This window comes from Pseudomonas sp. 11/12A, assembly GCF_000800055.1.
GTDB classification, from domain to species: Bacteria; Pseudomonadota; Gammaproteobacteria; order Pseudomonadales; family Pseudomonadaceae; genus Aquipseudomonas; species Aquipseudomonas mohnii.
This window is the reverse complement of record NZ_JUGV01000001.1, coordinates 2,847,945-2,869,654: the sequence shown is the minus strand read 5'-3', so window position 1 is coordinate 2,869,654 and position 21,710 is coordinate 2,847,945. Positions and strand designations below refer to the sequence as shown.

Sequence of the window (21,710 nt, the reverse complement as noted above, 5' to 3'; positions counted from 1 at the left end):
CAAGTGAGTATTCCACGAGAATAATTATAAAATGAAAAGAACCCCAAAAATTGCCGAATGCTCATTAAAGGTGTTAAAGGCCGAATGGCCGAATCTGGTGCTCTGGGCCTTTTTGCTGTCACCGCTGATCATTAAATTAATCACGAGTTATCGATATTCGAAAATTGATTTGCTGGTTTTCTACACGATTGCCATGTCGGTGTTATGGCTTTTGGCTATTCGGTTTGTTTCGTCCAATCAATTCAGGGTCCATGTCATTCTGCTGCCGTTTTATTTGGTCGCGACTGTTGATCTTTTTCTGGTTTTGAATTTCAACTCGAGATTGACAGCGGCTTACGTGTTTGTTGGGTTGACCAATTACAAGGAGGCGAGCGACTTTCTACCGACCTATTGGCGGTCCATCAGTATCGCTCTGCTGATATTCATCGTGTGTTATGGGGTGGGATTGACAGGGCTGTACAAGCGCAAGTTATACAGGAATAACGGTGTTTTTCTTTTGGTCTTTAGCGCCTTGCTGCTGGGGTATGGGGCGTATTTTTATAAAACCGTGAAAATGAATTCTTTCGGGAAATCTGCGGTCATGGATCTCCTGGCAAAAGATCAAAGCATACCCATAGGTTATTTGTCGCAAATGGGACTGACTGCAGATTTGTATTCGAACTCGGAGAGATTTATCCAGCGACGTCGAGAACATGAAGTGAACATCACCAGCCAGTCGGATCAGTCGAATATTGACACCGTGGTGTTCGTGATTGGTGAGTCGTCACGGCCGCACAGCTGGTCGCTCTATGGCTATGACAAGCAAACGACCCCCCATCTCGACAAACAGGCGGGGATTTTCAAATTCAAAAATATGTGTACGACAGCCCCCTATACGTCGTACGCGGTTCCTTCAATGCTGAGCCTTGACCCCATATCGGATTGGGACACTATTGCGTCGACCAAATCATTGGTGGGTATCTATCGTGCAGCCGGGTACATGACGTATTGGTTGTCAGCACAGGAAGTGGATAGTTTTGGCGGAATCATTCCGAACATCGCTGCAGAGGCTCAATACCGTCAATATTTTGAGAGGAGTTACGACGGTGCATTGATTTCGGAGTATGAAAAAATACTGCAGAAAAAAGACACGGAAAAGAAAGCCATATTTATTCATATCAAGGGGAGCCATTTCGAGTATTCACGTCGATACCCAGCCAGCTTCGCTCAGTTCAAGCCTGCAACAAACAGCATGAAGGATAAAATGACTGCCGAGTATGACAATACTATCCTGTATACGGACTGGCTGTTGAATGCGTTTATTGGTGCGTTGGAATCAAGCGGAAAAGCGGCTGTCCTGTTTTATACGTCGGATCATGGTGAGAACATGATGGATGACAGCCGAGGGTTGGTGGGGCATGGGATTGGTAATAAACATGATCTCTCGGTGTCGGCATTTATCTGGGCATCGCCCAACATTACAAGTGATCAATCCCTGAAGCTTTCAAAGCTGAAGGACAGGGAGAGTCAGAAGGTCAGCATATCTTCCTTTCCACATACTCTTTTAAATATCACGGGGGTTTTCACGGATAAGTATAAAGGCTCGGAAGATTTGTTAAGTGATGAGTTCATACCGTCTCAATGTCCACATCTGCTCGGCGCAGGCTATGTTCCATCGTTTGACTTTGACAGCCTTTGAATAGTCCCGATTGAACAACGCCGCAAGGCGTTGTTCAACCCAGGTCGACTGGCCGATTATTGGCGGGTGGAGGAGGGTGATGAGGCTGTATCGACAGGGTTTGACTTCGCGTCGCCCTTTCTCAAAAACAACCAGTTCGACGCCTGCAAGCCGTCGAACTTGATCTTGTAGTGACCATCGGCATAGGTCGCGGGCAGCTTCTTCATTTGCCCCATGATGCCTTGAGTGAACAGTGTCAAACCCTGCGGCGCCTGGAGTGTCAGCGTGCCCTCGAGGGGCTCAACGTAAAAAGGTGTTTTGTCGTTGTCTTGGGGGATGGCCCGAGCGCCCAGGGATATCATCAAGTTCTGCGACTGGCCCAAAGGTGCTTCATCCAGACTTTGCACCACCACGCTGGCGTTGAGGGTCTTCACTTGAACTTGAATGTTGCCCAGGCTGATCGACTCGCCGCCGATCCAGCCGGTCGCGGCCTGGGTGCGCGGCGTATTGATGGTGTAGACGCCTTGTTTCCAGTTGCGCTTGAGTTCACCCGTGTCGGTCGTCGATTCGTTGGCATTGGCGTCCAGCAGCGATTGCCCGGGGTCATGAAACACCTGCGCATTGCTCGGGATAACGCTCTGTTGCAACCAGGGCAATTCCGGCGTCTGCGGCATCGCGATTTCCAGCTTGCCTTTCTCCATGGCGGTGCGCAGCAGAGCAGAGTTGGCCGGTGTGATCATCTGGTTGAACAGGGTGCCTGGCGTCGGCGCAAAGACATAGGTCGTTGTTGCTTCGCGAACGTCTGCGCGGCGATACAGCAAGGCGGCGGCGGGCAGGGTGGCCAGCATTGCGGGGTCGTTATAGGCGTGCCAGTTGCTGGCGCTCATCCCTTCGCCCCCCAGTGGCTCCTGGCTGTAGGCATATTGCATCAGTGCATCCCAGCCTTGGTGGCTGGCGGTGCCGGCGATATAGAGTGGCAGCGAGTGACGGTCTGGGGTCGGGAAGGGCTCGTTGTTCCACTCGGTGACGGTCAAGGGTTTGCCCGCGACCTGGCCGGCGGCGATCCAGTTCACGATGCCGTCGCTGTACAGTGGGTTTTTTTCTATCTGCCCAGCGCCTCCGTAGCTGTGGACGTCGATGACGTCGCCGACGGTAAGGGCGGGCAGGGAATTCAGGCTGTTACCGCCCCAGGTGCTGGTCGTGGCGATGGGGACTTTCACGCCCAAGCCACGCAGGTGCTCGATCATGTCGACGTTGAAACGTCGTTCCAGGTCGTTCAGGAACAGCTTGGAGGGACCAGGCTCCCAGGAGCGCCAGGTCTGGTCTGCGGATAGATTGTGCTGGTTGGCAAAGGCTTTGGCCTCTGCCATGTAGATGCTGTTGTGCTTCGGCACGTTCTTGTCTGGTAACAGGGCGTTGCCAAAGTGGTGGGTGAGGTCGTTTTCGTTGGTGATCAGTACGGCGGCGACCGCCGGGTCGTCTTTGTAGGCCAGACCGGTGTAGGGGTTCACATGGGTCAGGTAGTCTTCGGTAAAGCGCTTCATGGCTTTCTGAATGGTGAGATTCACATAGGCATAGCCCTTGAGATAGGCAAAGTTCTGCTCTTCTTTCGGCAATTCATCGAAGCCATAAATGTTGTCTTTTTCCAAAAGAGCTCGCTGGACGTGCATATCGAGCCACACATAAATGCCTTCGTCTTTCAGGCACTTGATCCACCAGTCGATTTTTTTCAGTGACTGCGGGCTCAGTTCCTGGGTGCTGCGCGTGACCCGGCTGTCGCCAAAGATATTCGGGAGCACCCACGGCGAGTCATGGTGATGCAATCGCACGAGATTGAAACCCAGTGCGGACAGCCGTTTGGCCTGCTGCTTGATGGCATCGTCTGGCGTGCCGAACAGCGTATAGGCCGACAGGTTGGTACCCCAGAAGCGCGCCGGGGTGTTGTCCGCGAATAGCAATTGCTCGCCGGAGGCTTTGACGAATCCGCGCTTGCCGGCAGGTTTTTCCTCGGCATTGAGAAAGGACAGATCGACCGGCGAGGTTTTCCAGTCGAGCTTGTCAGTGGGCCAGCTCTTGGGGTCCGTCAGTCCGAAGCGCTCGCTACTGGTGGGGCCGATCGCCACATCGCCGGAAACGCTCAAGGTGGCGGTGAACTCCTGGCGGCCAGGTTTGATCGTGTTCTTGTAGAAAAAGGCACGCACCTCCGATTTATCGCCCGGTTCAAAGTACACGCCTGCCAGCGCGGGCTCGAAGCGCATTTCGATGCGTCGCCCTTGCGCATTGCCCCAGGACCAGCCACGGTTGTCGGGCAGCAAAGTGGGCGGGCCCATTTCTCCCGCGAACAGTGAGGGGTCGAAGTTGAAGACGATGCCGCCACCGGACAAGTCCGACTTCATGCTGCGAGCATCCAGGGCAAACTTCCAGATCAACGATTGCGGGTCTTGCTTCTGAATCTGTGCATTCAAGTCGAAATCCAGCGCGGTGTTTTTACCCGCGAGGGTGTACCGATAAGGTCCGTTGGTCTTGAATTCGGTTTGCAGATACGTCCAGTCCCAGCTCCTCCCGAAGAACGAAAATGTCGTGGTAACCGCCGGGCTGCCACCGCGCATCAGCGTGGGCAGGCCGTTGCGCTCGTCCACACTCGCGACCCATCCCGACGCCCAGGTACGAAGCGGCCAGATAGCGAAAAACAGCAGGAGCGCGAGCAGTATTCGGGGACGTCGGAGCAATGGGATCATGGGGCTACCTGAGTTGGAGATGGGCACTCGCCGTGACCGCCGTCGAGGTCTGCCTGAGCCTGCGGGCCATCTGCGCGTAGGCCACGCCCAGTCCGGCTATCGACCAATACACCACGGGGATGACGGTGATACTGCTGACGGTCACGATGGTGATCAGGATCCCGGCCAGTGTCGCCAGGAGTGCACGCCCCAGTCGGCGTGCCTCATCATCTTTGTTGGAGAACGAGCGCATTCCTTTGCGGATGCCAAGCAGAACCGCGGCGAAAAAACACACGAACAGCGTCAATCCAATCAATCCCACCGACAGGGCTATGCCGATATAGGTGTTCACGATATCGATGATCCCCTGGCCCTGGGTCAAGGACTGCATTTCCGGTGTGCTGCGGTAATCGAATGAGCCCAGCCAGGGGTTGCGCTGGATAACGATCATGGCGTTATCGATCAACTGTTGCCGATACGTGATGTTCTCGGCCTCTACCGTGCCGATGAAAGGAAGCAGATCGAGCACTTTTTGTCCGCCCGGTACGACGGCCAGCAACGGAAGGGCGAGAACTCCGGCGAGCGCCAGCAGCATCAGGCGTTTGACGGCCTTGCGGCCGGTGCCGATGAACACGACGATCATGACGGCGGTACCGACCCAGGGACCCCGCGACAGCGGCGCGTACAGACCGCCGGCGAGCAACAGCGCGCCCAGGCCTCTTTGCAGCCGACTGCGTACATCTTCCTGCAAGTACAGGTACAGCCCGCTGGCCACACTGATGACGAAGCCCAGTGCAATGGCCTGTCCGGTGGTGACGCTGGCGCGTAATGAGCCGCCGCGAGTCAGGTAAGTGGACATATCCCATTGCATGCCCAAGGCATTGTTCAGCGCGCTGTAGAGCAGCCAGTTACGGGAATATTCGAAGAGGCCAATAAGCGACATCACCATGGCGGCGACTACAAATGCAAACAGAGCGTCCTTGAAGTCGCTGAGGTTCCTCAGCGCCCGGCTGGCAACGTAGTAGGGCAGAAACACTTCGATGAACAGATAGAGCGTCTGGCGCAACGCGTCGGTGACGGTCGTTTCGCGCAAATAGAGCAGGCTTGTCAGCACGATGTTGGCGGCCAACAGTTTGTCGGGCCAGGTGCGTCCGAAAGGGATTGTGTCCGGTCGCCTGCGCAGCGCCAGGAAAGCCGGCAGCAGCACAAAAAACGCCAGCAGGCGAACATGGTTAAGGACAAAGAAATAGTTGACCACGCCGAAGCCGGGGATCTCCGCTCCCGATGGCGGCATGAGAAACAGCAGCATGAAAAACAGCGCGACAGGGTTGCGTTCGCGTTTCTGCGCGACGGTCAAAATGATCGCGGCGATGCCGGCGTACAGCCAGAAACTGTGCGCAAAAAAGGCCAGTAGCGTCAATGCGAACCACAGATTGCGCCGACGCGTGAAGTGTCGGGCGGGGATCAGGTCTTCTGCCGGCCGACGTGCCATGAAAAAAACAACGCCGGCAAGGACCAGAATGACGATTAACGCTCGTAAGTGCTCAGGCATGGGCGATTGGACTTATTGATTGATGAGCGAAGGCTAGTGGAATGGCCAAATGCGACTATAGTACCTTTCGTGCCATTGAGTCCGGAGTTGATGTTATGTCGCTAGCTGATTTCTCGCCATCATCCCGCCTTCGTGGGCGAGCAATCTCTGCTGGGGTCTGGAATCTGGGGGCTCTGGTTACGTCACAAGCCTTCCGCTTGGGCGGCAACCTGATCATGGCCCGTCTGCTGATGCCGGAGATGTTCGGCATCATGTTGATCGCCATCACCGTTTCGCTGGTGCTGCATTTATTGTCCGATGTCGGCTTGCGCCAGAACATCATTCAGAGCCCGCGTGGCGACGATCCGGTGTTTCTCAATACCATCTGGACCGTGCAAATCCTGCGTGGCTTTATCCTCTTCGCCTCGACGCTTGCGCTCGCAGCCCTCGCCTGGTTTGCGCAGAGCCTCAATCTTTGGGCGGTCGATTCCACCTACGCCGCACCCGAGTTGCCGCTGGTCTTGGCCGTGACCGGTTTCTCGGCAATCATCGTTGGTTTTCAGTCGACGAAAGTCGACCTGGCTGTGCGCGCCTTCCAGCAAAAGAAAGTGGTACTCACCGAGTTTGCCTCCCAGGTCGTCGGGTTGTTGGTCATGCTGGTGGTCGGTTACCTCACCCGGTCCATCTGGTCGCTGGTGGTTGCCGGTCTGGTGCAATCGCTGGTCAACACGTTGCTGGGGCATATCTGGTTCGAGGGCCCGTCCAACCGTCTACGGTGGGAACGTGCTGCGCTCGATGAATTGGTCGGCTTTGGTCGCTGGATCTTGTTGTCATCGGCGGTGGGCGTGCTGGCCATGTACGGCGACCGTGTCTGGTTCGGTGGCAGCATGACGGCCAGCGAATTGGGCGTTTACTCTATCGCCGTACTGATTTTGGGAGCCGTTCAGCTTGGGTTGCAAAGGATAGTCGGAGCGGTGGCCCTGCCAGCCTTCAGTGAGGCTTCAAGAAACCATGACACCGCACGGCTCCACGCGTTGTACTTCCGCTTGAAAATGATGTTCGATCTCGCCTGCCTGTTTTTCTGCGGACTGTTCCTGACGGGCAGCCCACTGCTCATCAGGGTTTTGTACGATGAGCGTTACGCCCAGGCCGGCGACATGCTGGCGATCCTCTCACTCTCCTTTTTCACCATGCGCTACATGGTGGCGAATCAGATCTGGATTGCCTTGGGGCACACCAAATACCAGGCCATGGACAACATTATTCGCGTGGTCTCGTTGTGGGTGCTGGTGCCTTTGCTGCTGGCCATTGGCGGGGTCAAGTACGCGATCTGGGGGGTCGCCCTGCATACGTTCCCTACGCTTATCCTGGTGTTTTACGTGAACTATCGTCTGGGGTTGTTCAGCCTCAAGCGCGAGCTTGTGGTGTTGCCAATGCTTGCAGTGGGGGCTTTGTGCGGGGAGCTATTGACGGGCCTTGCCAAGTGGCTTTGATTTGATCTATCTCTCTTGTTGAATCCATTGCTGTGGCACGACGTCGCCATTGAGGTATTGATGGTTGGCGCCAATAAATTGTGGCGTTGGTGTGTAGTTGAAATTCCAACGCAATCTCGATGTCGTGGAGCTTTGAATCATGAGAGAAACTGATTTGAATACCTCTGTGATGGGGCGCAGGGGCTTCCTTCAGGCGTGTGCCCTATTGAGTCTCGGGGGGCTCGCTATTGGATTTTCCGAAACGGTTGCCCGGCCTGCCGCCGCCAAATCCGAGTTTGTTGTGATCAACGGATGGGTGTTGCCTGCCCAGCATTTTCGGCCAGCAAAATCATGATCAAAGATTACCAATCGCAGAAAGAACTCCGCGATCACTATGACATCTGCATTATCGGCGCAGGGCCGGCCGGCATTACGCTGGCCTTGCGTTTAGCCGGTAATGGGCGGCATGTCGTGCTTATCGAAGGCGGTGGGCACGAGTATTCACCGGTTTCGCAGAACCTCTACCAGTGCCCGTCGACAGGCCTTGAAGTCTACGCACAGGAAACACGCCTGCGCTTTCTTGGCGGTACCTCCAATCACTGGGCGGGACGATGCCGTCCATTCGAGCGCTCGGACTTTGCCGTGGGTCCTCCCGTGCACCTGCCCGGCTGGCCCATCGCGTTTTCCGAGATCGAACGCAATCTGGCGGCGGCCATGGATATTGTCGATCTCCCGCCGAACTCCGGATTCAAGGCAATCAATGCCAATCTGGATGGCCAAGACTTCGAAGCCGATCGTTTCCTGCTCAGCCCACCGACGCGATTTGCACAGAAATACGCCAAGGAGCTCAATGAGACAGAAGGGCTTGATGTCTTCATCAACTGCAACTGCGTCGATCTGGAGTTCGATAGCAAGACCGGCCGCATCGAGACGATCCTCGTCTCGGACTACCAGTTGCATCAGGAGCGAGTCAGGGCCAGGCACTTCATTCTGGCAACGGGCGCGATCGAAAATGCCAGGCAGTTGCTCAACAGTGAGTCCCTGACTGCTGGCGGTATCGTAAAGAAGGACGGATTGGTCGGCAGATGCTTCATGGAGCATCTGAACGTAGAAATGGGCACGTTTATTCTGAAGGACGGGCAGGGTACCGAAGCCCGGCAGTACTTCACGACGGATGCCTTCGTGAAGGAACACGAATCGGGAAAGGGGAATGTGACGGCCTCGCTGGTATCCGAGGTGAAAGCCTATGGGCGAACGGCGGCGATCAAGGACTTTTTCGAGAATCTCATCTGTGACATCGGGGCGGCGCACAAGATCGAGTTCATTACCAAATTCGATTGCCCGGGGGACGGGGTACTCGGCACGCTGATCGAGCAATTCCCCAACCCCAATAGCCGCATCGCGTTACTCGAAGAGCGCGATGCGTTGGGCATGAAAAAAGTGAACATTCACTGGGAACTGACCCCGGTGGACAGAAATACCGTCAAGTCCATAGGGCTCGAAGTGGCCAAGTGTTTTGCCGACACGGGGCTGGGCTTCGTCAAGCTGGATGCGTGCGTTTATGACGTTGATTTGCCGCTGAAGGTCAATCCCCATGCCCACCATATGGGGACCACGCGGATGGCGGCCTCGCCTGAATTTGGCGTTGTCGACGAAAACTGCAAGGTGTTCGGGGTCGAGAATCTTCATGTTGCGGGCAGCAGCGTCTTCGCTACCGGCGGTGCCTGCAACCCGACGATGCCCCTGCTGCAACTGGCGCTGAGGCTGGCCGATCATCTCAATCAGGAAATGGGCCCCGCGGTGGGAAGGTATTCCGGAACAGGAGAGTTTATCGATTTTCCGAGTTGATTTTTTAGGAGGGGGCTACGCTTAGAGTAGTGGTAATAAAGAATCAGGGTGTATGAACCCTGGCACAGATGTATATCGCTGAATTTGAGGCTGACAGGATGATTGGTCTACTAAAACGCGCTATTGCTCATTACGCCAGAACAACAGGGCGTGGCACCTCACTCTATAAAAAGTTTTGTAAACCTGACGGGTATGAATGGGCCCAACACATGGGGCGTTGGGGAGGACTGCACTCCGTCGGCAAAGGCGCCTGGATCAACCTGGGGTGCAACATCACCGACCCGGCGATGCTTCGACTCGGTGACAACGTAGGTTTATCCGACTGCACAATATTCGGCCACGATGGCATCGTCCATGTCATCAACGCGCGTGACGGAACGAAGCTCGACTCTGTCGGCGGCGTCGATATCCGTGCCAATTCCTTTGTCGGCCACGGTGCCATCGTCATGCCGCGCGTAACGATTGGTCCTGATTCGGTGGTGGCCGCCGGCGCTGTTGTATTGAGAGACGTTCCGCCCGGGATGGTGGTCGGGGGTAATCCAGCCAGGGTTATCTGTACGATGGAAACGCTGGTGAAAAATATCAAAGAGCGTTGCGCCGAGTACCCATGGATTGACCTGATCGAGAATCGCGACGGTTTGTTTGATCCGGAATTGGAACCGAAGCTGCAAGCGATGCGCGCAGAGTATTTTTTTGGCGAACAACCCAATGGTTAGTGCCGACCTCGATGTATTGGTCGTTAACTACAACACAGCCTCTTTGTTGCAGCCGATGTTTAATGCGTTACGTCAGTCAAACGACACGCAACGCACGCGGTATCTGGTGGTGGACAATGCCTCTGCGGATAATTCGCTGGAGCGTCTGGCCAGTGTTTGTCCAGAGGCATTGCAACTGGCCAATCATACAAATGTCGGTTTTGGTCGTGCCAACAATCAACTCGTTGAACACCTGCAAGGCAAGTATGCGTTATTGCTCAACACCGACGCCTTCGTTGCCGCCGATACCCTGAGCAAGACCCTCGAATACATGGAGGCTCATCCGGATTGCGGGGTCCTGGGCGTTCGATTGGTCGGGCGTGAGGGCGATTTGCAACCCTCCTGCCGCTATTTCCCGACGCCGTTGAATGTCTTCCTGGCACGCACCGGGCTGGAGCGTTTTTTTCCTGGTGTGAAGAAGGTCGACGACATGACCTGGGACCATGACTCGGTACGTGAATGCGACTGGGTGCCGGGGTGTTACTACCTGATCCGACGCGAAGTCATCGACAAGGTCGGCCTGTTCGATCCGCGCTACTTTCTCTATTACGAAGAGGTCGACCACTGCAAGCGGGTCAAACAGGCGGGCTGGAAAGTGGTGTATTACCCGCATACCACCGTGGTGCATATCGGTGGTGAAAGCGCCAAGTCTGTTGACGAGCTCAACACCGCCAGTCGACAAATTCCCAAGCTGCAAATCGAAAGCGAGCTGTTGTATTTCCGCAAACATCACGGTCTGTCCGGGCTGGCCGGGCACATGCTGCTGGTCAGCCTGGGCGATCTGATTCTGGCGCTCAAGGCACTGTTGAAGGGCCGCGGCCGTGCCGCCATCGGGGCATGTTGGCAGCATGCTCGTGTGACCTGGGCGCTGCTGGGTGAAACAAAACTCGCAACCCAACCAACACGGTAGATAAACCATGTTCGAAAACATACGTGCGGACTTGCGTGCATATGCGGGTGATTGGGCCGCCCAGGGTTTCTGGGTGATGTTGGTTTATCGCTTCGGACGCTGGCGCTATGGCGTACGTCCCGCGCCATTGCGCAAAGTGTTTTCCTTTATCTACAAAGTGCTCTTCAAATTCGTGCAGATCATCACGGGCATCGAATTGCCGTGCGAGGTGGTGGTCGGGCGCAACTTCGTCATCGACCATTTCGGCGGCATCGTGATCAGTGGTTATGCGCAATTCGGCGATGACTGCCGTATACGCAACGGCGTGGTCGTGGGGCTCAAGAATGTCAACGAACCGATTGCCCCGGTGTTCGGCAACAATGTCGACATAGGCACCGGTGCCAAGGTGCTGGGCAATATACGCATTGGCAACAATGTGGTGATCGGGGCCAATGCCGTGGTGCTGATCGATGTCCCGGATAACTCGATTGCAGTGGGGGTGCCTGCGACGATCAAGACCCGGCAGGGCGCACCCGCCAGGGAATGCTCTTGAACGCCATGGCCACCGGCATCGGCGTCGTTGTGATCGGTCGCAATGAGGGGCCGCGATTGCAGCGGTGCCTGGCTTCGGTGCTCGGTATGGCGCAGCAGATTGTGTATGTCGATTCCGGCTCGACCGATGGCTCCGTACAGATGGCACGCGGGCTCGGCGTCGAGGTGGTCGAGCTGGACATGGCGATTCCCTTCACCGCTGCGCGTGCGCGCAACGAAGGATTCGCCTGTGTGCAACGTTTATTGCCGCAAGTGCGTTATGTGCAGTTCGTCGATGGTGATTGCGAGGTCGTCGCTGGCTGGCTGCCCCGGGCGCAGGCCTTTCTGGATGCGCAACCGCAGGTGGCGGTGGTCTGTGGACGGCGCCGTGAACGTTATCCGCAACATTCGATATACAACTTCATGTGTGATCTGGAATGGGACACGCCGATAGGCGAGGCCAGGGCGTGTGGTGGCGATGCGCTGATGCGGGCCGACGCCTTCACCTCGGTGTCTGGATTTCGTCCGGACCTGATTGCCGGTGAAGAGCCGGAATTATGTGTGCGACTGCGCGCCAAGGGCTGGAAAGTCTGGCGTCTGGCCGAAGAAATGACCTTGCACGATGCGGCCATGACTCGCTTCGGCCAATGGTGGCGGCGCACCCTGCGCGGTGGTTATGCCTTTGCCGAGGGCGCTTTTTTACATGGCGCCACACCGGAGCAGCATTGGCGGCGTGAGTCGTGCCGTGCCTGGTTCTGGGGGTTGGGAATCCCGCTGGCGACGGTGCTTGTCAGCCTGATGGCGGGATGGTTCGGGCTGTTGGTGTTGTTGGTTTATCCGCTGCAAGTCGTGCGCCTGGCCCGTCGAGGTCAAGCATCGACGGACAAAAACTGGCGGCTGGCTTTCTTTCTCGTACTCGGGAAATTTCCCGAGATGTTCGGGCAAATAAAGTTTCTATTGAACAGATTCGGCGCCGGCAAGTCGGCGTTGATCGAATACAAGTGAGACTTCTATGAGTGATTGGCTGGCACTGAAAAGCATGTATTCGTTACATGCCGGGTATTCCCCCAGCGCATTGAAAAACAAGCTCAAGATGCTGGTGCTGGTGGCGAAGAACCGGGCCGAACTGAAGTTGTTTTTGTCGCGCATGTCGAGTGCTCTGGGCGAGGCGGGTTTCAAGCGACTCGGCGCAGATTGCCTGGGTGTGGTTCATTGGCCCTACATCAGTAAAAGCTGGAGTGCCGGGGACCGACTCGGGGTGTTGGCCTCGCATTACGAAGTGGTCACAAAAAGCTGTCCGCAGTTATTGCTCTATGGACGGGACGACAGGCTGGTACTGAGCGATTTGTCGGCGTTCTCTGCCCATTGTTCCCTGGTTCTGGATCGCCCGATCTGGTTCATGCGCGAAGGGGAATTGGTGCTGAACCTGTTTCAGGAGGATTTGCGCATCGCCTCGATCGCTTTCACCTTGTGTCGTGTGGAAGGTGAGCTTTGTCTGTTCATCGGCGCGGTGCAGGGGATACACAAAGGTGTCGAGAGTGAAAAATCCCTGGGCATCTACAGGGACCTGACCAAGGCGTTCGAAGGCCTGCGACCGAGAAGCTTCTTGATTGAAGTCATCAAGTACATCGCGGCCCATATCGGCGTCCAGAAAATGTATGCCGTCGGCGATGGATACCGTCACCATCGTCATCCGTATTTTGGCGCCAGCAAAGCTCAGGAGCTGTTGGCTGATTATGATTCGATATGGTTGGAGCATGGTGCCACCCCGTCGGAGCGCGAAGACTTTTTCGAGATACCCATGGCCCCGTCCCGAAAGCCGCTTGACGCGATAGCCTCAAAAAAACGGGCCATGTACCGCAGGCGATATGAACTTCTGGACAGCACCTTTGCGCAATTGGATCAGGCACTGAAAGGTTGCCCTGCAGCGAATCGCCCTCAAGGTTCCTGCACCACGGCGCAAGTACCTGCCGTCACCACCCTCCGTACTGACCACTAAGCCGGGGTCCCATGCGCATCGCTTACTTCATCAATCAATACCCCAAGGTCAGCCATAGCTTCATCCGTCGCGAGATCCTGGCCCTGGAGCGCCAGGGTTTCGAGGTACAGCGCGTGGCCCTGCGAGGTTGGGATGCCGAATTGGTGGATGCCGAAGACGTGTCTGAACGCGATAAAACCCGCTACGTGCTGCAGGACGGCGTCAAAGGTCTGTTGGCGCCTGCGCTACAGGTACTGCGCGCCCAGCCGCGACGCTTCTTTTCGGCGCTGGGGTTAGCGCTGCGCATGGGGCGGCGGGCCGATCGCTCCTGGCCTTACCATCTGGTCTACCTGCTTGAGGCGTGCCGCCTGCTCACCTGGTTGCAGGCGTTTGGCGCCAGGCATGTGCACGCGCATTTCGGCACCAACTCCACCGAGGTGGTGATGCTGGCCAGTGCGCTTGGCGGGCCGGCATACAGTTTTACCGTGCACGGTCCGGAAGAATTCGACAAACCGCAGTTCATCCATTTGGGCGAGAAAGTACGGCGTGCAGCGTTTGTGGCGGCCATCAGCGCTTATGGACGCAGCCAGCTGTTTCGCTGGGTGGATCATGCACATTGGTCAAAGGTCAAAGTGGTGCACTGTGGACTGGAACAGGCGTTTCACAATGTGCCGGCGGTGGCCGTGCCGTCCGCGCCCCGGCTGGTCTGCGTAGGGCGTTTGTGTGAGCAGAAGGGCCAATTGTTGTTGCTTGAGGCCGCTCGCCTCCTGGCGGCACGGGGCGTGGCGTTCGAGATCGTGCTGGCCGGCGATGGTGAGATGCGCGAGCAGATCGAAGCGCTGATCGCACAGTACCAATTGCAGGCCCAGGTGCGAATCACCGGCTGGATCAGCAGCGATCAGGTGCGCGCGGAAATCCTCGCGGCGCGGGCCATGGTCTTGCCGAGCTTCGCCGAGGGTTTGCCGGTGGTCATCATGGAAGCCATGGCCTTGCGTCGGCCCGTTCTGACGACCTACGTAGCGGGCATTCCCGAGCTGGTGCGCCAGGGCGAGAACGGCTGGTTGTTTCCCGCTGGCGACGTCGACGAGCTGGCGGCGGCGCTGGCCGATTGCCTGGCGCAACCTGCCGACGTCCTGCAACGGATGGGCGAGGCGGCGTATCAACGGGTGCTGGAACGACACGATATCGATACCGAAGCCACCAAGTTGGCTCACCTGTTCAGGGCGCAAGCATGATCACCTTGTTTAATTGGCTGTTCAGCGGACTGTTGATCCTCATCGTCCTCCCGGTGGGGGTGCTGTTCGTCCAGGTGTTGCTGGCCTGGCTGCCGGCGCGGTCGCTGCCGTCGGCGAAATCCTCGCGGCCACGGGTCGCGGTGTTGGTGCCGGCGCACAATGAATCCTCGGTCATCGTCGCGACCTTGAATACCATTGGGCCGCAACTGTTGGAAGGCGATCGCCTGCTGGTGGTGGCGGACAACTGCTCCGACGACACCGCCTCGCTGGCACGGGCGGCGGGCGCCGAAGTGGTGGAGCGCAGCAATGACCGGCAACGGGGCAAGGGGTATGCGCTGGACTTCGGGGTCCGTCACCTGGCGAGCGCCGCGCCGGACGTCATCATCATTGTCGATGCCGACTGCCAGATCAGCGAAGGCTTTGTCGAGCGTTTGGCCACCTGCTGCATGGACTCGGGCCGACCCACACAATCGTTGAATCTCATGCGCGCTCCCGCAGGTTCCGGGTTGAAAGTGCAAATTGCCGAGTTTGCCTGGTGCGTGAAGAATCGGGTGCGCCCGCGAGGTTGGGCCCGGCTCGGTTTGCCCTGCCAACTAATGGGCACGGGAATGGCTTTCGCCTGGCGGGATCTGCCGCTGATCGATCTGGCCAGCGACCACATCGTCGAAGATCTGAAGATGGGCCTGGATTTCTGCCGAAGCGGCAAACCGCCGCTGTTTTGCCCCGATGCGCTGGTGACCAGTTATTTTCCACGCAGCGAAGAGGGCCTGACGACTCAGCGTACGCGTTGGGAACATGGTCACTTGGGGGTCATCCTGGGTGATACGCCCAAGTTGTTGGTGGAGTCGATGGCCAAGGGAAACGGTAATCTGCTGGCCATGACCCTGGACTTGCTGGTACCGCCGCTGGCCCTGTTGACGTTGGCCCTGGTGGCGGCATTGGGTCTTTCATGGTTGGTCTTTCTACTGGCCGGAATCCTGGCGCCAGCCTTGATCGCCACGACCGGGGTGCTGCTGTTGGCAGCGACCATCCTGCTGGCCTGGAGCCAATTCGGTCGCGAGATCATTTCGTTCTCCGCCTTGATGTATGCGCCGTTCTACGCGGTGAAAAAAATCCCCTTGTACATAGGCTTCTTGCTCAAGCGCCAGGTTGAGTGGGTGCGTTCCAAACGGGATGACAACTGATGCGCGCCCTGGCCTGGTTGCACAAATGGCAGACGATTATCCGCACGCTGCGCGTGGTCGATGATGATCAGGATGAACAAGGACTGATCGATGCCCTGTCCCGTCCCGAGCGGTCGACAGTGCTGGGGTTCGTCAACGCCCACGCCATGAACCTGGTGGCGGCCAACGCCGACTATTACGCTTCGCTGTCCGCTGCCGACGTGTTGTTGCGCGATGGCTCCGGCATGGCCATTCTCTTGCGCAGACTCGGCCTGGCACCGGGCCTGAACATGAACGGTACGGATTTCATTCCGAAAATACTGGCGGCCTATAAAGGTCGGCGCGTGGCGTTCTGGGGCACCGAACAAACGTATCTGAACAGCGCTGTTCAGCGTAGCGAGGCGCTGTACGCCGTAAACGTTGTTTCGGCCCACCACGGATTTTCCGAAGTGGAGGCCTATGTCCAGCTTGCCCGGGAGTTTCAGCCAGAACTGATTGTTCTGGGCATGGGCATGCCCAAGCAAGAATCCGTTGCGGCGAGACTGGCGGCCAGCGGAGTGCCTTGCCTGATCGTGTGCGGCGGGGCGATTCTGGATTTTCTCGGCGGTAAGGTCAGCAGGGCCCCCCAGTGGATGCGCCGCCTCGGTTGTGAGTGGGTGTTCAGGTTGATCAGCGAACCCAGGCGGCTGTTCACGCGTTACGTGGTGGGTAACCCGATGTTCCTGCTGCGAACCCTGGTATTCCGAGAGAAGGCGGCCAGCTGATTGGCCAGGTGCGGGATCAATCCGGGGCGCAGACCGGCGTAAAAACACGCGGCGCAAAAACACGGCGGCGAGGCCTTCACTGCCTTGCAAAACCCGGGTGTAGCATCTTTACTCCTGTGGGTATTCTCGACTTGTCGGACTATTTGGGTTTTGTGTCTTCATTAACGCTGTGCCAGAAAAATCTCCTCGAATATCTTGATTTCCTGAAAGGGGGCTGGCGGTCGAACGCTCGTTTCGAGTCTTCATCTAGCTACTTGCAAACTAATTTGACCTTCCCTCGACCTGCGCCAGTGAGCAAATGAAAGAATATATAGCGTCAAAAATACGCAAGCTCATATCTCCTTCTTTACGCTTCGAGCTAAGGAGAACCGTGTCGTGGCTGCGGGACATACTAAGTCGGGCATGTTTTTGGCGCTGGGAAATTGTCAAATTCAAACTACGGCAAGAGAGTTCCTTCAACGTCCTCTATATCGGCAGGAAAACCCAGCGTGAATTCGCCAAAGTGCTCTTGGGGACGGACGCGCCAAGCGCGGATAGCCAATTAAAACCCGACCCGTCAAACCCGACGGTTTTGGTCAGTGAAATACCCACTCCCGGCGCATTGCGCGTGCCCCAGTACCTGAGTGCCATTGTGCCGCTGAGCAGGTCACTCGACGAAATCACCGCGCGGTACAACACCGAACTGCGTCGCAACCTGCGCAAGAATCGCCTGCGCTATCGCATGAAACAGGCGCTGAACGACGATGAGATTGAATGTGCGGATCAGCAAATGCTTCAGCCCTATGCCAAGGCCAGGCATGGTTCGGCCGCGGCGCAGATAGACACGCACGAGGTTCGCAGGGTGGCAAAAAATGCCGGCCGGCTTGATCTGGTGCTGCTGGAGAACGACGTTGTCGCTTGCCATCTGGGGTGTGTCATCACCAAGGGCGGCAAGCGTTACTGGAGCACGATCCGGTTTGGTTACCCGGAAACGGTGTATTCCGACGCCAAAAAACTACGTGAAGTCAATTCAATTACCACCTTCATGGCGCTCGAATGGGCGATTGAAAACGGTTTTGACTATTACGATATCGGCATTTGCCTGGCGCGTCCGGACGATGGACTGCTTGAATGGAAAAGAAGGCGCGGCGGGGATGTCAATACGCTGGGTAACAACGGTTATATGTTTGTTCGACTACCTAAAGTGGGCACGCCGACATTTCTTTGGGAAACCCCGCTATTTGCAGTTGAAGGCAAAGAGTTGACGCTTCATCTGGGACTGCCTGACGGGCCGAGTGATGAAGAAATTGCAAACCGCTATCGTGAAATGGGTTTTGGTGGGCTGTCCAAAATATATCTCCATTGTGCCAGGCCGCCACAAGCGTCGCTTCTTGACACCTTGCGCGGTCGTTACAGTCATTTGAAGTCGCCGCCCCGAATGGAATGCGTTATATCCGCCTGAATGGATTCGAAGTAAGTGCAGTTTTATGTGTTGGATATAAGCGCTATTTCGGAATAAGTACATGAGAGTTGAATTCATATGTCGGATATAGATGCAGTCGCAAAGGGTGGTCCGGCGAAGTGGAGTCTTGCTGCGTATAAACACATGTTGAAGACGCGCCTGACACGAAAACCGTCGCTCATGCTGCAAAGTGTCGCCGTGAAGACATGGGAAATTGCCCCCCGTGAGATGGCGATCGCTCCGCCTGCGTTTTTCCTTCCTAACCAGCTCGAGCGTGTGACGGGATGGGCAGGGGATCTTTTTTATCCCTTCGAACATCCCCGCCGCACCATGGAAGGGATCGGCGAGGTTGAACATGGCCCGACGCGTGGCTACCTGCTCAAAGATGCCTGGTTGATCGACGGTGCGCTCTATAAGGGCAATGCCAAATCCTGGCTGTCGCCTCGTTCCGGATGGTTGCCCAGGATTCGCGTGGAAAATGAAATCGATCGCGGCGCGCTGTATTGCACGGCGGGCGGCAATAAATGGTTTGGCTCATGGTTGATGGACGACTGCATCACCTATCCGATGGCCTGCGAAGAAGGCGTGCCGGTGACCACGGCGACGTCTGACAAGCTCGTTTCCACTTCCAGGCACGGCATACTTCACGCCCCCGGCTATGAAGACTGGCTGGGGATGACGCCGGTTCGATTACGCAATGCGTTTTTCCGTGAACTGGTGATCTTTGACGACCTCAGCCAGAACCGCCACAAGCACCGGCGCTTTCGCGCGATGGGCGACCAGTTGCTGTCCCACGTAAACGCCAGCGCTCACCCCGGGGTGTTCATTCTGCGCGGTGACAAGGGAGAGCTGCGCTTGTTGCGCAATGAGCTGGAACTGGCTGAACGCCTGCGCGACCGCAGGGGTTTTCGCATCATCGATCCGGCGAAATCCGATGTACCAACCATTGTGGCGGCCTGCGCCGGGGCAAGAGTCGTCGTGGGCATCGAGGGCAGTCATCTGATCCATGGCGTCAACGTACTGCAGCCGGGTGGTTCACTGCTGGTGCTGCAGCCACCTAATCGTTTCCTCTGTTTTTTCAAATACCTGACGGACCGCGACCAGCAAAACTTTGGATTTGTGGTGGGCACCGAAGAGGGCAATGGTTTCAGTATCGACGCCGATGAGGTAGAGCGAACCCTGGACCTGTTCCCGGCAAGCGCTTAATGAGGCAGGCCAGCGACGCTGGCCACGCCCATCAATAACACCCCCCGAAACGCGAGATCGCCCCCCAGTCCTCAATTCCGGCTAATAGGCATGCTTGCCGGAGAAGGCCAGCACAGTGCGCGCGAGAATGGTGAAGTCGAGCCAAAGCGACCAGTTGTTGATGTATTCGATGTCCGAATCCACACGCCGGATCATTTGCTCGATATCTTTCGTCTCACCCCGAAAGCCACGCACCTGAGCCAGACCGGTAATGCCCGGCTTGATGTTGTGGCGCGCAAAGTAGTCCGAGATGTCGGGCGAGTATTGCGCATCGTGTGCAATAGCGTGCGGTCGCGGTCCCACCAGCGACATCTCGCCCATCAACACGTTAAACAACTGTGGTAGTTCATCCAGGCTGGTTTTTCGAATAAAGGCGCCCACTCTGGTTTTGCGTGGATCGTTCTTTTCGGCTTGCTTGACGACGCCTTCATCCGGCTGATGGACAACCATGCTCCTGAACTTCCAGATACGAAAGGAATCGCCGCTCCAGCCCATGCGCTCCTGGCGAAAGAACACCGGTCCCGGACTGTCGAGCTTGATGGCAATGGCAACTAACAACAGCACCGGCGCTGCAAATAACAGGATAAGGAACGCCAGGACTTTATCTTCGAGATTCTTCAGAAACAGCCGCAGCCCCATCAGCGGTGTTTCAGACAACGTCAGCACGGGAATCCCGGCAATTTCACGCACACTGTGATTGATCAAGCGCAGCGAAAAGATATCCGGCACCCAGTTCACGGAAATGTGTTTATCGAACAGTTTTAAGTAAACGTCCTTGATGACGTGCGAACCATCCAGGGGCGTCACGAAATACACGGTGCGAATGGCGTGTTGCACGACCAGCTCATCAAGGTCGGAAATATGACCCAGTATCGTCAAGCGTTGCGCACTCTTTGATCCATCCTTTCCCTGATCATCGCTTCCCCCGATCAGGACCGAGCCGACCACCCGTTCACCCAGCCACGGGTTGTTACTGATTTTCTGGTGAAGGAAGTTGGCCAGCTCGCCCGTGCCGATGATGAGCGCGTTGTCCCGTTGCGCGGGGTGGGCCAGGAACTTCTTCTGTAACTCGCGGGTGGCAAGGTGCAAAAGCAGCTGAGCGAAGTAGCCAATCACAAACAACTCGGCCACCAACAGGCGCGAATATTGTTCGCCGGTTTTAGTTAGAAAGGCCATGGCAACCAGAAAACAAAAAACGGCAGTCCATGCCTTGAGCAACTTGAAGGCTTTGACGGCGAATCCGACATTGCTTCGGTAAATCGCATAATGGTCGTAGACGACGGCCAACGCCCCAAGCAGTAACAGGACCATGATGACATAGGCCTGCGAGACGAAGCCGATGTGATAGTTGATCAAATACCACGCGACGCCGGTCACTGCGAGACCATCGAGACCGGCCTGAATAACGATACTGGTGCTGCTTCTTCGCTGAAGTACGGAACGGCTAGTGTTAGGCTCAAATATCATATTTAGACCTCATTGCTGCCCCCCATCGCGCTCACTGATAACGCGACTCAGATCAAAACTGCCCTCGTTCGAGAGCGTTTGCGTGCGCGTCACCAAAAGCTTCCCCCGCTCGTGGTATACCACCTTCTGTCCCGATTGCTGACCTGGGGCCGAATGTGACAACGCGTGGTATCACTTTAGCAGTACGCTGGAATCCTTCACGGAATCGTCGCAGTTTTATAGCACTCATTTGTGAAGGAATCCGCTGGCCGACGGACCGCGCTTGCTCAATGGCCATGCACGGCATGTGCCGCCGGTTCGGGTGGCTTCGTAACGGGAGGGGAGGCGCAGACAGGCGGCGCTTCGGTACCCGGGGGCGCGGGTCGAATGCCGAGCGGAGGCGAAGGGGGCGTGGCCCCCGATTTGGCAGCTGAGGTGACTTCACATCCGCCGTCAATCGTTCATGCCGTCTTCAATGGCGATGCCTTGCGCACGCATTTGCTTGATCAATTCAGCACGGGTGCCAGGGAGGTTGAGCATGGTTTTGGCGCGCAGTGCCGCCACTTCTTCGGCGCTGTAGGGCTGGTAATCCTGCGGTGTGCTTTTGCCGGCCAGGCCGTCTTTGCGCATCAACCAGTTGAGCAAGTCCGCCAGTTGCGCATTGTTCAACGCCGACTGCGACATGCCCGGCACGCGCACCAGAAACTCGCGGCCACCGGGGACTTTCAGAAAGTTGCCGACAAACCCCGTCATCCGGGGCGTGTCGTTGGCCGCCGATCCCATGCCGTTACCCAGGTGGCAGCCGGCGCATTGCAACTGGTAATTGACGCCAACGCTGTAACCGGCCTCGGCGATGGGCTTTTGCTGTTCTTCGTTGCCCGGCGCGTGACGTTGCGCCGGGTTGGGAATGGCGCGGGCATGAGCGAGTGGGGCGCTCAGGGTGCAGACGAGACCGAGGAGTAGCAACTTGCGCATTGAGGGGCCTCTCTTGTTTTTTTGGCCTGGAACACGATCGTGAAAAAAACCGCCGATTGCCCA

17 protein-coding genes are annotated in these 21,710 nt (G+C 56.8%); 13 read left to right on the top strand and 4 right to left on the bottom strand.

What is annotated here, in order from left to right:
* Positions 1-31 precede the first annotated feature (31 nt).
* A complete protein-coding gene (locus GQ39_RS13165) occupies positions 32-1,678 on the top strand; it encodes a phosphoethanolamine transferase (protein ID WP_047530441.1) in 1,647 nt (548 codons plus the stop codon).
* Between the two features lie 56 nt (positions 1,679-1,734).
* Here GQ39_RS13165 and GQ39_RS13160 read toward each other — a convergent pair whose 3' ends face one another.
* Together GQ39_RS13160 and GQ39_RS13155 are read right to left on the bottom strand one after the other, a co-directional pair.
* The gene (locus tag GQ39_RS13160; protein ID WP_047530438.1) at positions 1,735-4,395 is read right to left on the bottom strand and encodes a cellulase family glycosylhydrolase; all 2,661 of its coding nucleotides are present in this window, start codon (positions 4,393-4,395) and stop codon (positions 1,735-1,737) included.
* 4 nt (positions 4,396-4,399) lie between these two features.
* Positions 4,400-5,926 carry an O-antigen ligase family protein gene (locus tag GQ39_RS13155; RefSeq protein WP_047530436.1) on the bottom strand — a complete coding sequence of 509 codons (1,527 nt, stop codon included), beginning with the start codon at positions 5,924-5,926 and terminating at the stop codon, positions 4,400-4,402.
* A 95-nt stretch (positions 5,927-6,021) separates the two neighbouring features.
* Between GQ39_RS13155 and GQ39_RS13150 the strand changes: the two genes are divergently transcribed.
* The 12 genes from GQ39_RS13150 to GQ39_RS13095 all read left to right on the top strand — a co-directional run bounded on the left by GQ39_RS13150 (position 6,022) and on the right by GQ39_RS13095 (position 19,187).
* Complete coding sequence (locus GQ39_RS13150) at positions 6,022-7,398, top strand: oligosaccharide flippase family protein (RefSeq protein WP_047530433.1); 1,377 nt, start codon at positions 6,022-6,024, stop codon at positions 7,396-7,398.
* A 330-nt stretch (positions 7,399-7,728) separates the two neighbouring features.
* Positions 7,729-9,225, top strand: coding sequence for an FAD-dependent oxidoreductase (locus tag GQ39_RS13145; RefSeq protein WP_047538851.1), 1,497 nt, complete (start codon positions 7,729-7,731; stop codon positions 9,223-9,225).
* Positions 9,226-9,323: 98 nt separating this feature from the next.
* Positions 9,324-9,941 carry an acyltransferase gene (locus GQ39_RS13140; protein ID WP_047538850.1) on the top strand — a complete coding sequence of 206 codons (618 nt, stop codon included), beginning with the start codon at positions 9,324-9,326 and terminating at the stop codon, positions 9,939-9,941.
* Positions 9,934-10,890: a glycosyltransferase family 2 protein gene (locus GQ39_RS13135; RefSeq protein ID WP_047530430.1), complete on the top strand. Its 957-nt coding sequence runs from the start codon at positions 9,934-9,936 to the stop codon at positions 10,888-10,890. Before GQ39_RS13140 ends, GQ39_RS13135 begins: the two co-directional genes overlap by 8 nt.
* 7 nt (positions 10,891-10,897) lie before the next feature.
* Positions 10,898-11,422, top strand: a complete 525-nt coding sequence (locus GQ39_RS13130; protein WP_047530427.1) for a serine O-acetyltransferase — start codon at positions 10,898-10,900, stop codon at positions 11,420-11,422.
* Between the two features lie 5 nt (positions 11,423-11,427).
* Positions 11,428-12,405 (top strand): glycosyltransferase family 2 protein, encoded by a 978-nt coding sequence (locus tag GQ39_RS13125; RefSeq protein WP_047538849.1) that lies wholly within the window; start codon positions 11,428-11,430, stop codon positions 12,403-12,405.
* 7 nt (positions 12,406-12,412) lie between these two features.
* On the top strand, positions 12,413-13,399 hold the full coding sequence (locus GQ39_RS13120; RefSeq protein ID WP_047530424.1) for a VirK/YbjX family protein: 987 nt from the start codon (positions 12,413-12,415) through the stop codon (positions 13,397-13,399).
* 11 nt (positions 13,400-13,410) lie between these two features.
* Entirely contained in the window at positions 13,411-14,613 is a 1,203-nt protein-coding gene (locus GQ39_RS13115) for a glycosyltransferase (protein ID WP_047530422.1), read from the top strand.
* Entirely contained in the window at positions 14,610-15,797 is a 1,188-nt protein-coding gene (locus tag GQ39_RS13110; RefSeq protein ID WP_047530419.1) for a glycosyltransferase family 2 protein, read from the top strand. The genes GQ39_RS13115 and GQ39_RS13110 overlap by 4 nt, the downstream gene beginning before the upstream one ends.
* Positions 15,797-16,540 carry a WecB/TagA/CpsF family glycosyltransferase gene (locus GQ39_RS13105; RefSeq protein ID WP_047530416.1) on the top strand — a complete coding sequence of 248 codons (744 nt, stop codon included), beginning with the start codon at positions 15,797-15,799 and terminating at the stop codon, positions 16,538-16,540. The genes GQ39_RS13110 and GQ39_RS13105 overlap by 1 nt, the downstream gene beginning before the upstream one ends.
* 298 nt (positions 16,541-16,838) lie before the next feature.
* Positions 16,839-17,981, top strand: a complete 1,143-nt coding sequence (locus tag GQ39_RS13100; protein WP_047530415.1) for a hypothetical protein — start codon at positions 16,839-16,841, stop codon at positions 17,979-17,981.
* A gap of 78 nt (positions 17,982-18,059) precedes the next feature.
* Positions 18,060-19,187, top strand: coding sequence for a glycosyltransferase 61 family protein (locus tag GQ39_RS13095; protein WP_047530414.1), 1,128 nt, complete (start codon positions 18,060-18,062; stop codon positions 19,185-19,187).
* Positions 19,188-19,268: 81 nt separating this feature from the next.
* Here the strand turns inward: GQ39_RS13095 and GQ39_RS13090 are convergent, their stop codons facing one another.
* Both GQ39_RS13090 and GQ39_RS13085 read right to left on the bottom strand, forming a co-directional pair.
* A complete protein-coding gene (locus GQ39_RS13090) occupies positions 19,269-20,693 on the bottom strand; it encodes an undecaprenyl-phosphate glucose phosphotransferase (RefSeq protein WP_047530412.1) in 1,425 nt (474 codons plus the stop codon).
* A 432-nt stretch (positions 20,694-21,125) separates the two neighbouring features.
* Positions 21,126-21,647 (bottom strand): hypothetical protein, encoded by a 522-nt coding sequence (locus GQ39_RS13085; protein ID WP_047530410.1) that lies wholly within the window; start codon positions 21,645-21,647, stop codon positions 21,126-21,128.
* Between the last annotated feature and the right edge of the window lie 63 nt (positions 21,648-21,710).

Bases quoted from the DNA above. Each gene is read 5' to 3' on its own strand.
- GQ39_RS13165 (WP_047530441.1), top strand. From the start codon at position 32: ATGAAAAGAACCCCAAAAATTGCCGAATGCTCATTAAAGGTGTTAAAG.
- GQ39_RS13160 (WP_047530438.1), bottom strand. From the start codon at position 4,395: ATGATCCCATTGCTCCGACGTCCCCGAATACTGCTCGCGCTCCTGCTG.
- GQ39_RS13155 (WP_047530436.1), bottom strand. From the start codon at position 5,926: ATGCCTGAGCACTTACGAGCGTTAATCGTCATTCTGGTCCTTGCCGGC.
- GQ39_RS13150 (WP_047530433.1), top strand. From the start codon at position 6,022: ATGTCGCTAGCTGATTTCTCGCCATCATCCCGCCTTCGTGGGCGAGCA.
- GQ39_RS13145 (WP_047538851.1), top strand. From the start codon at position 7,729: ATGATCAAAGATTACCAATCGCAGAAAGAACTCCGCGATCACTATGAC.
- GQ39_RS13140 (WP_047538850.1), top strand. From the start codon at position 9,324: ATGATTGGTCTACTAAAACGCGCTATTGCTCATTACGCCAGAACAACA.
- GQ39_RS13135 (WP_047530430.1), top strand. From the start codon at position 9,934: ATGGTTAGTGCCGACCTCGATGTATTGGTCGTTAACTACAACACAGCC.
- GQ39_RS13130 (WP_047530427.1), top strand. From the start codon at position 10,898: ATGTTCGAAAACATACGTGCGGACTTGCGTGCATATGCGGGTGATTGG.
- GQ39_RS13125 (WP_047538849.1), top strand. From the start codon at position 11,428: ATGGCCACCGGCATCGGCGTCGTTGTGATCGGTCGCAATGAGGGGCCG.
- GQ39_RS13120 (WP_047530424.1), top strand. From the start codon at position 12,413: ATGAGTGATTGGCTGGCACTGAAAAGCATGTATTCGTTACATGCCGGG.
- GQ39_RS13115 (WP_047530422.1), top strand. From the start codon at position 13,411: ATGCGCATCGCTTACTTCATCAATCAATACCCCAAGGTCAGCCATAGC.
- GQ39_RS13110 (WP_047530419.1), top strand. From the start codon at position 14,610: ATGATCACCTTGTTTAATTGGCTGTTCAGCGGACTGTTGATCCTCATC.
- GQ39_RS13105 (WP_047530416.1), top strand. From the start codon at position 15,797: ATGCGCGCCCTGGCCTGGTTGCACAAATGGCAGACGATTATCCGCACG.
- GQ39_RS13100 (WP_047530415.1), top strand. From the start codon at position 16,839: ATGAAAGAATATATAGCGTCAAAAATACGCAAGCTCATATCTCCTTCT.
- GQ39_RS13095 (WP_047530414.1), top strand. From the start codon at position 18,060: ATGTCGGATATAGATGCAGTCGCAAAGGGTGGTCCGGCGAAGTGGAGT.
- GQ39_RS13090 (WP_047530412.1), bottom strand. From the start codon at position 20,693: ATGATATTTGAGCCTAACACTAGCCGTTCCGTACTTCAGCGAAGAAGC.
- GQ39_RS13085 (WP_047530410.1), bottom strand. From the start codon at position 21,647: ATGCGCAAGTTGCTACTCCTCGGTCTCGTCTGCACCCTGAGCGCCCCA.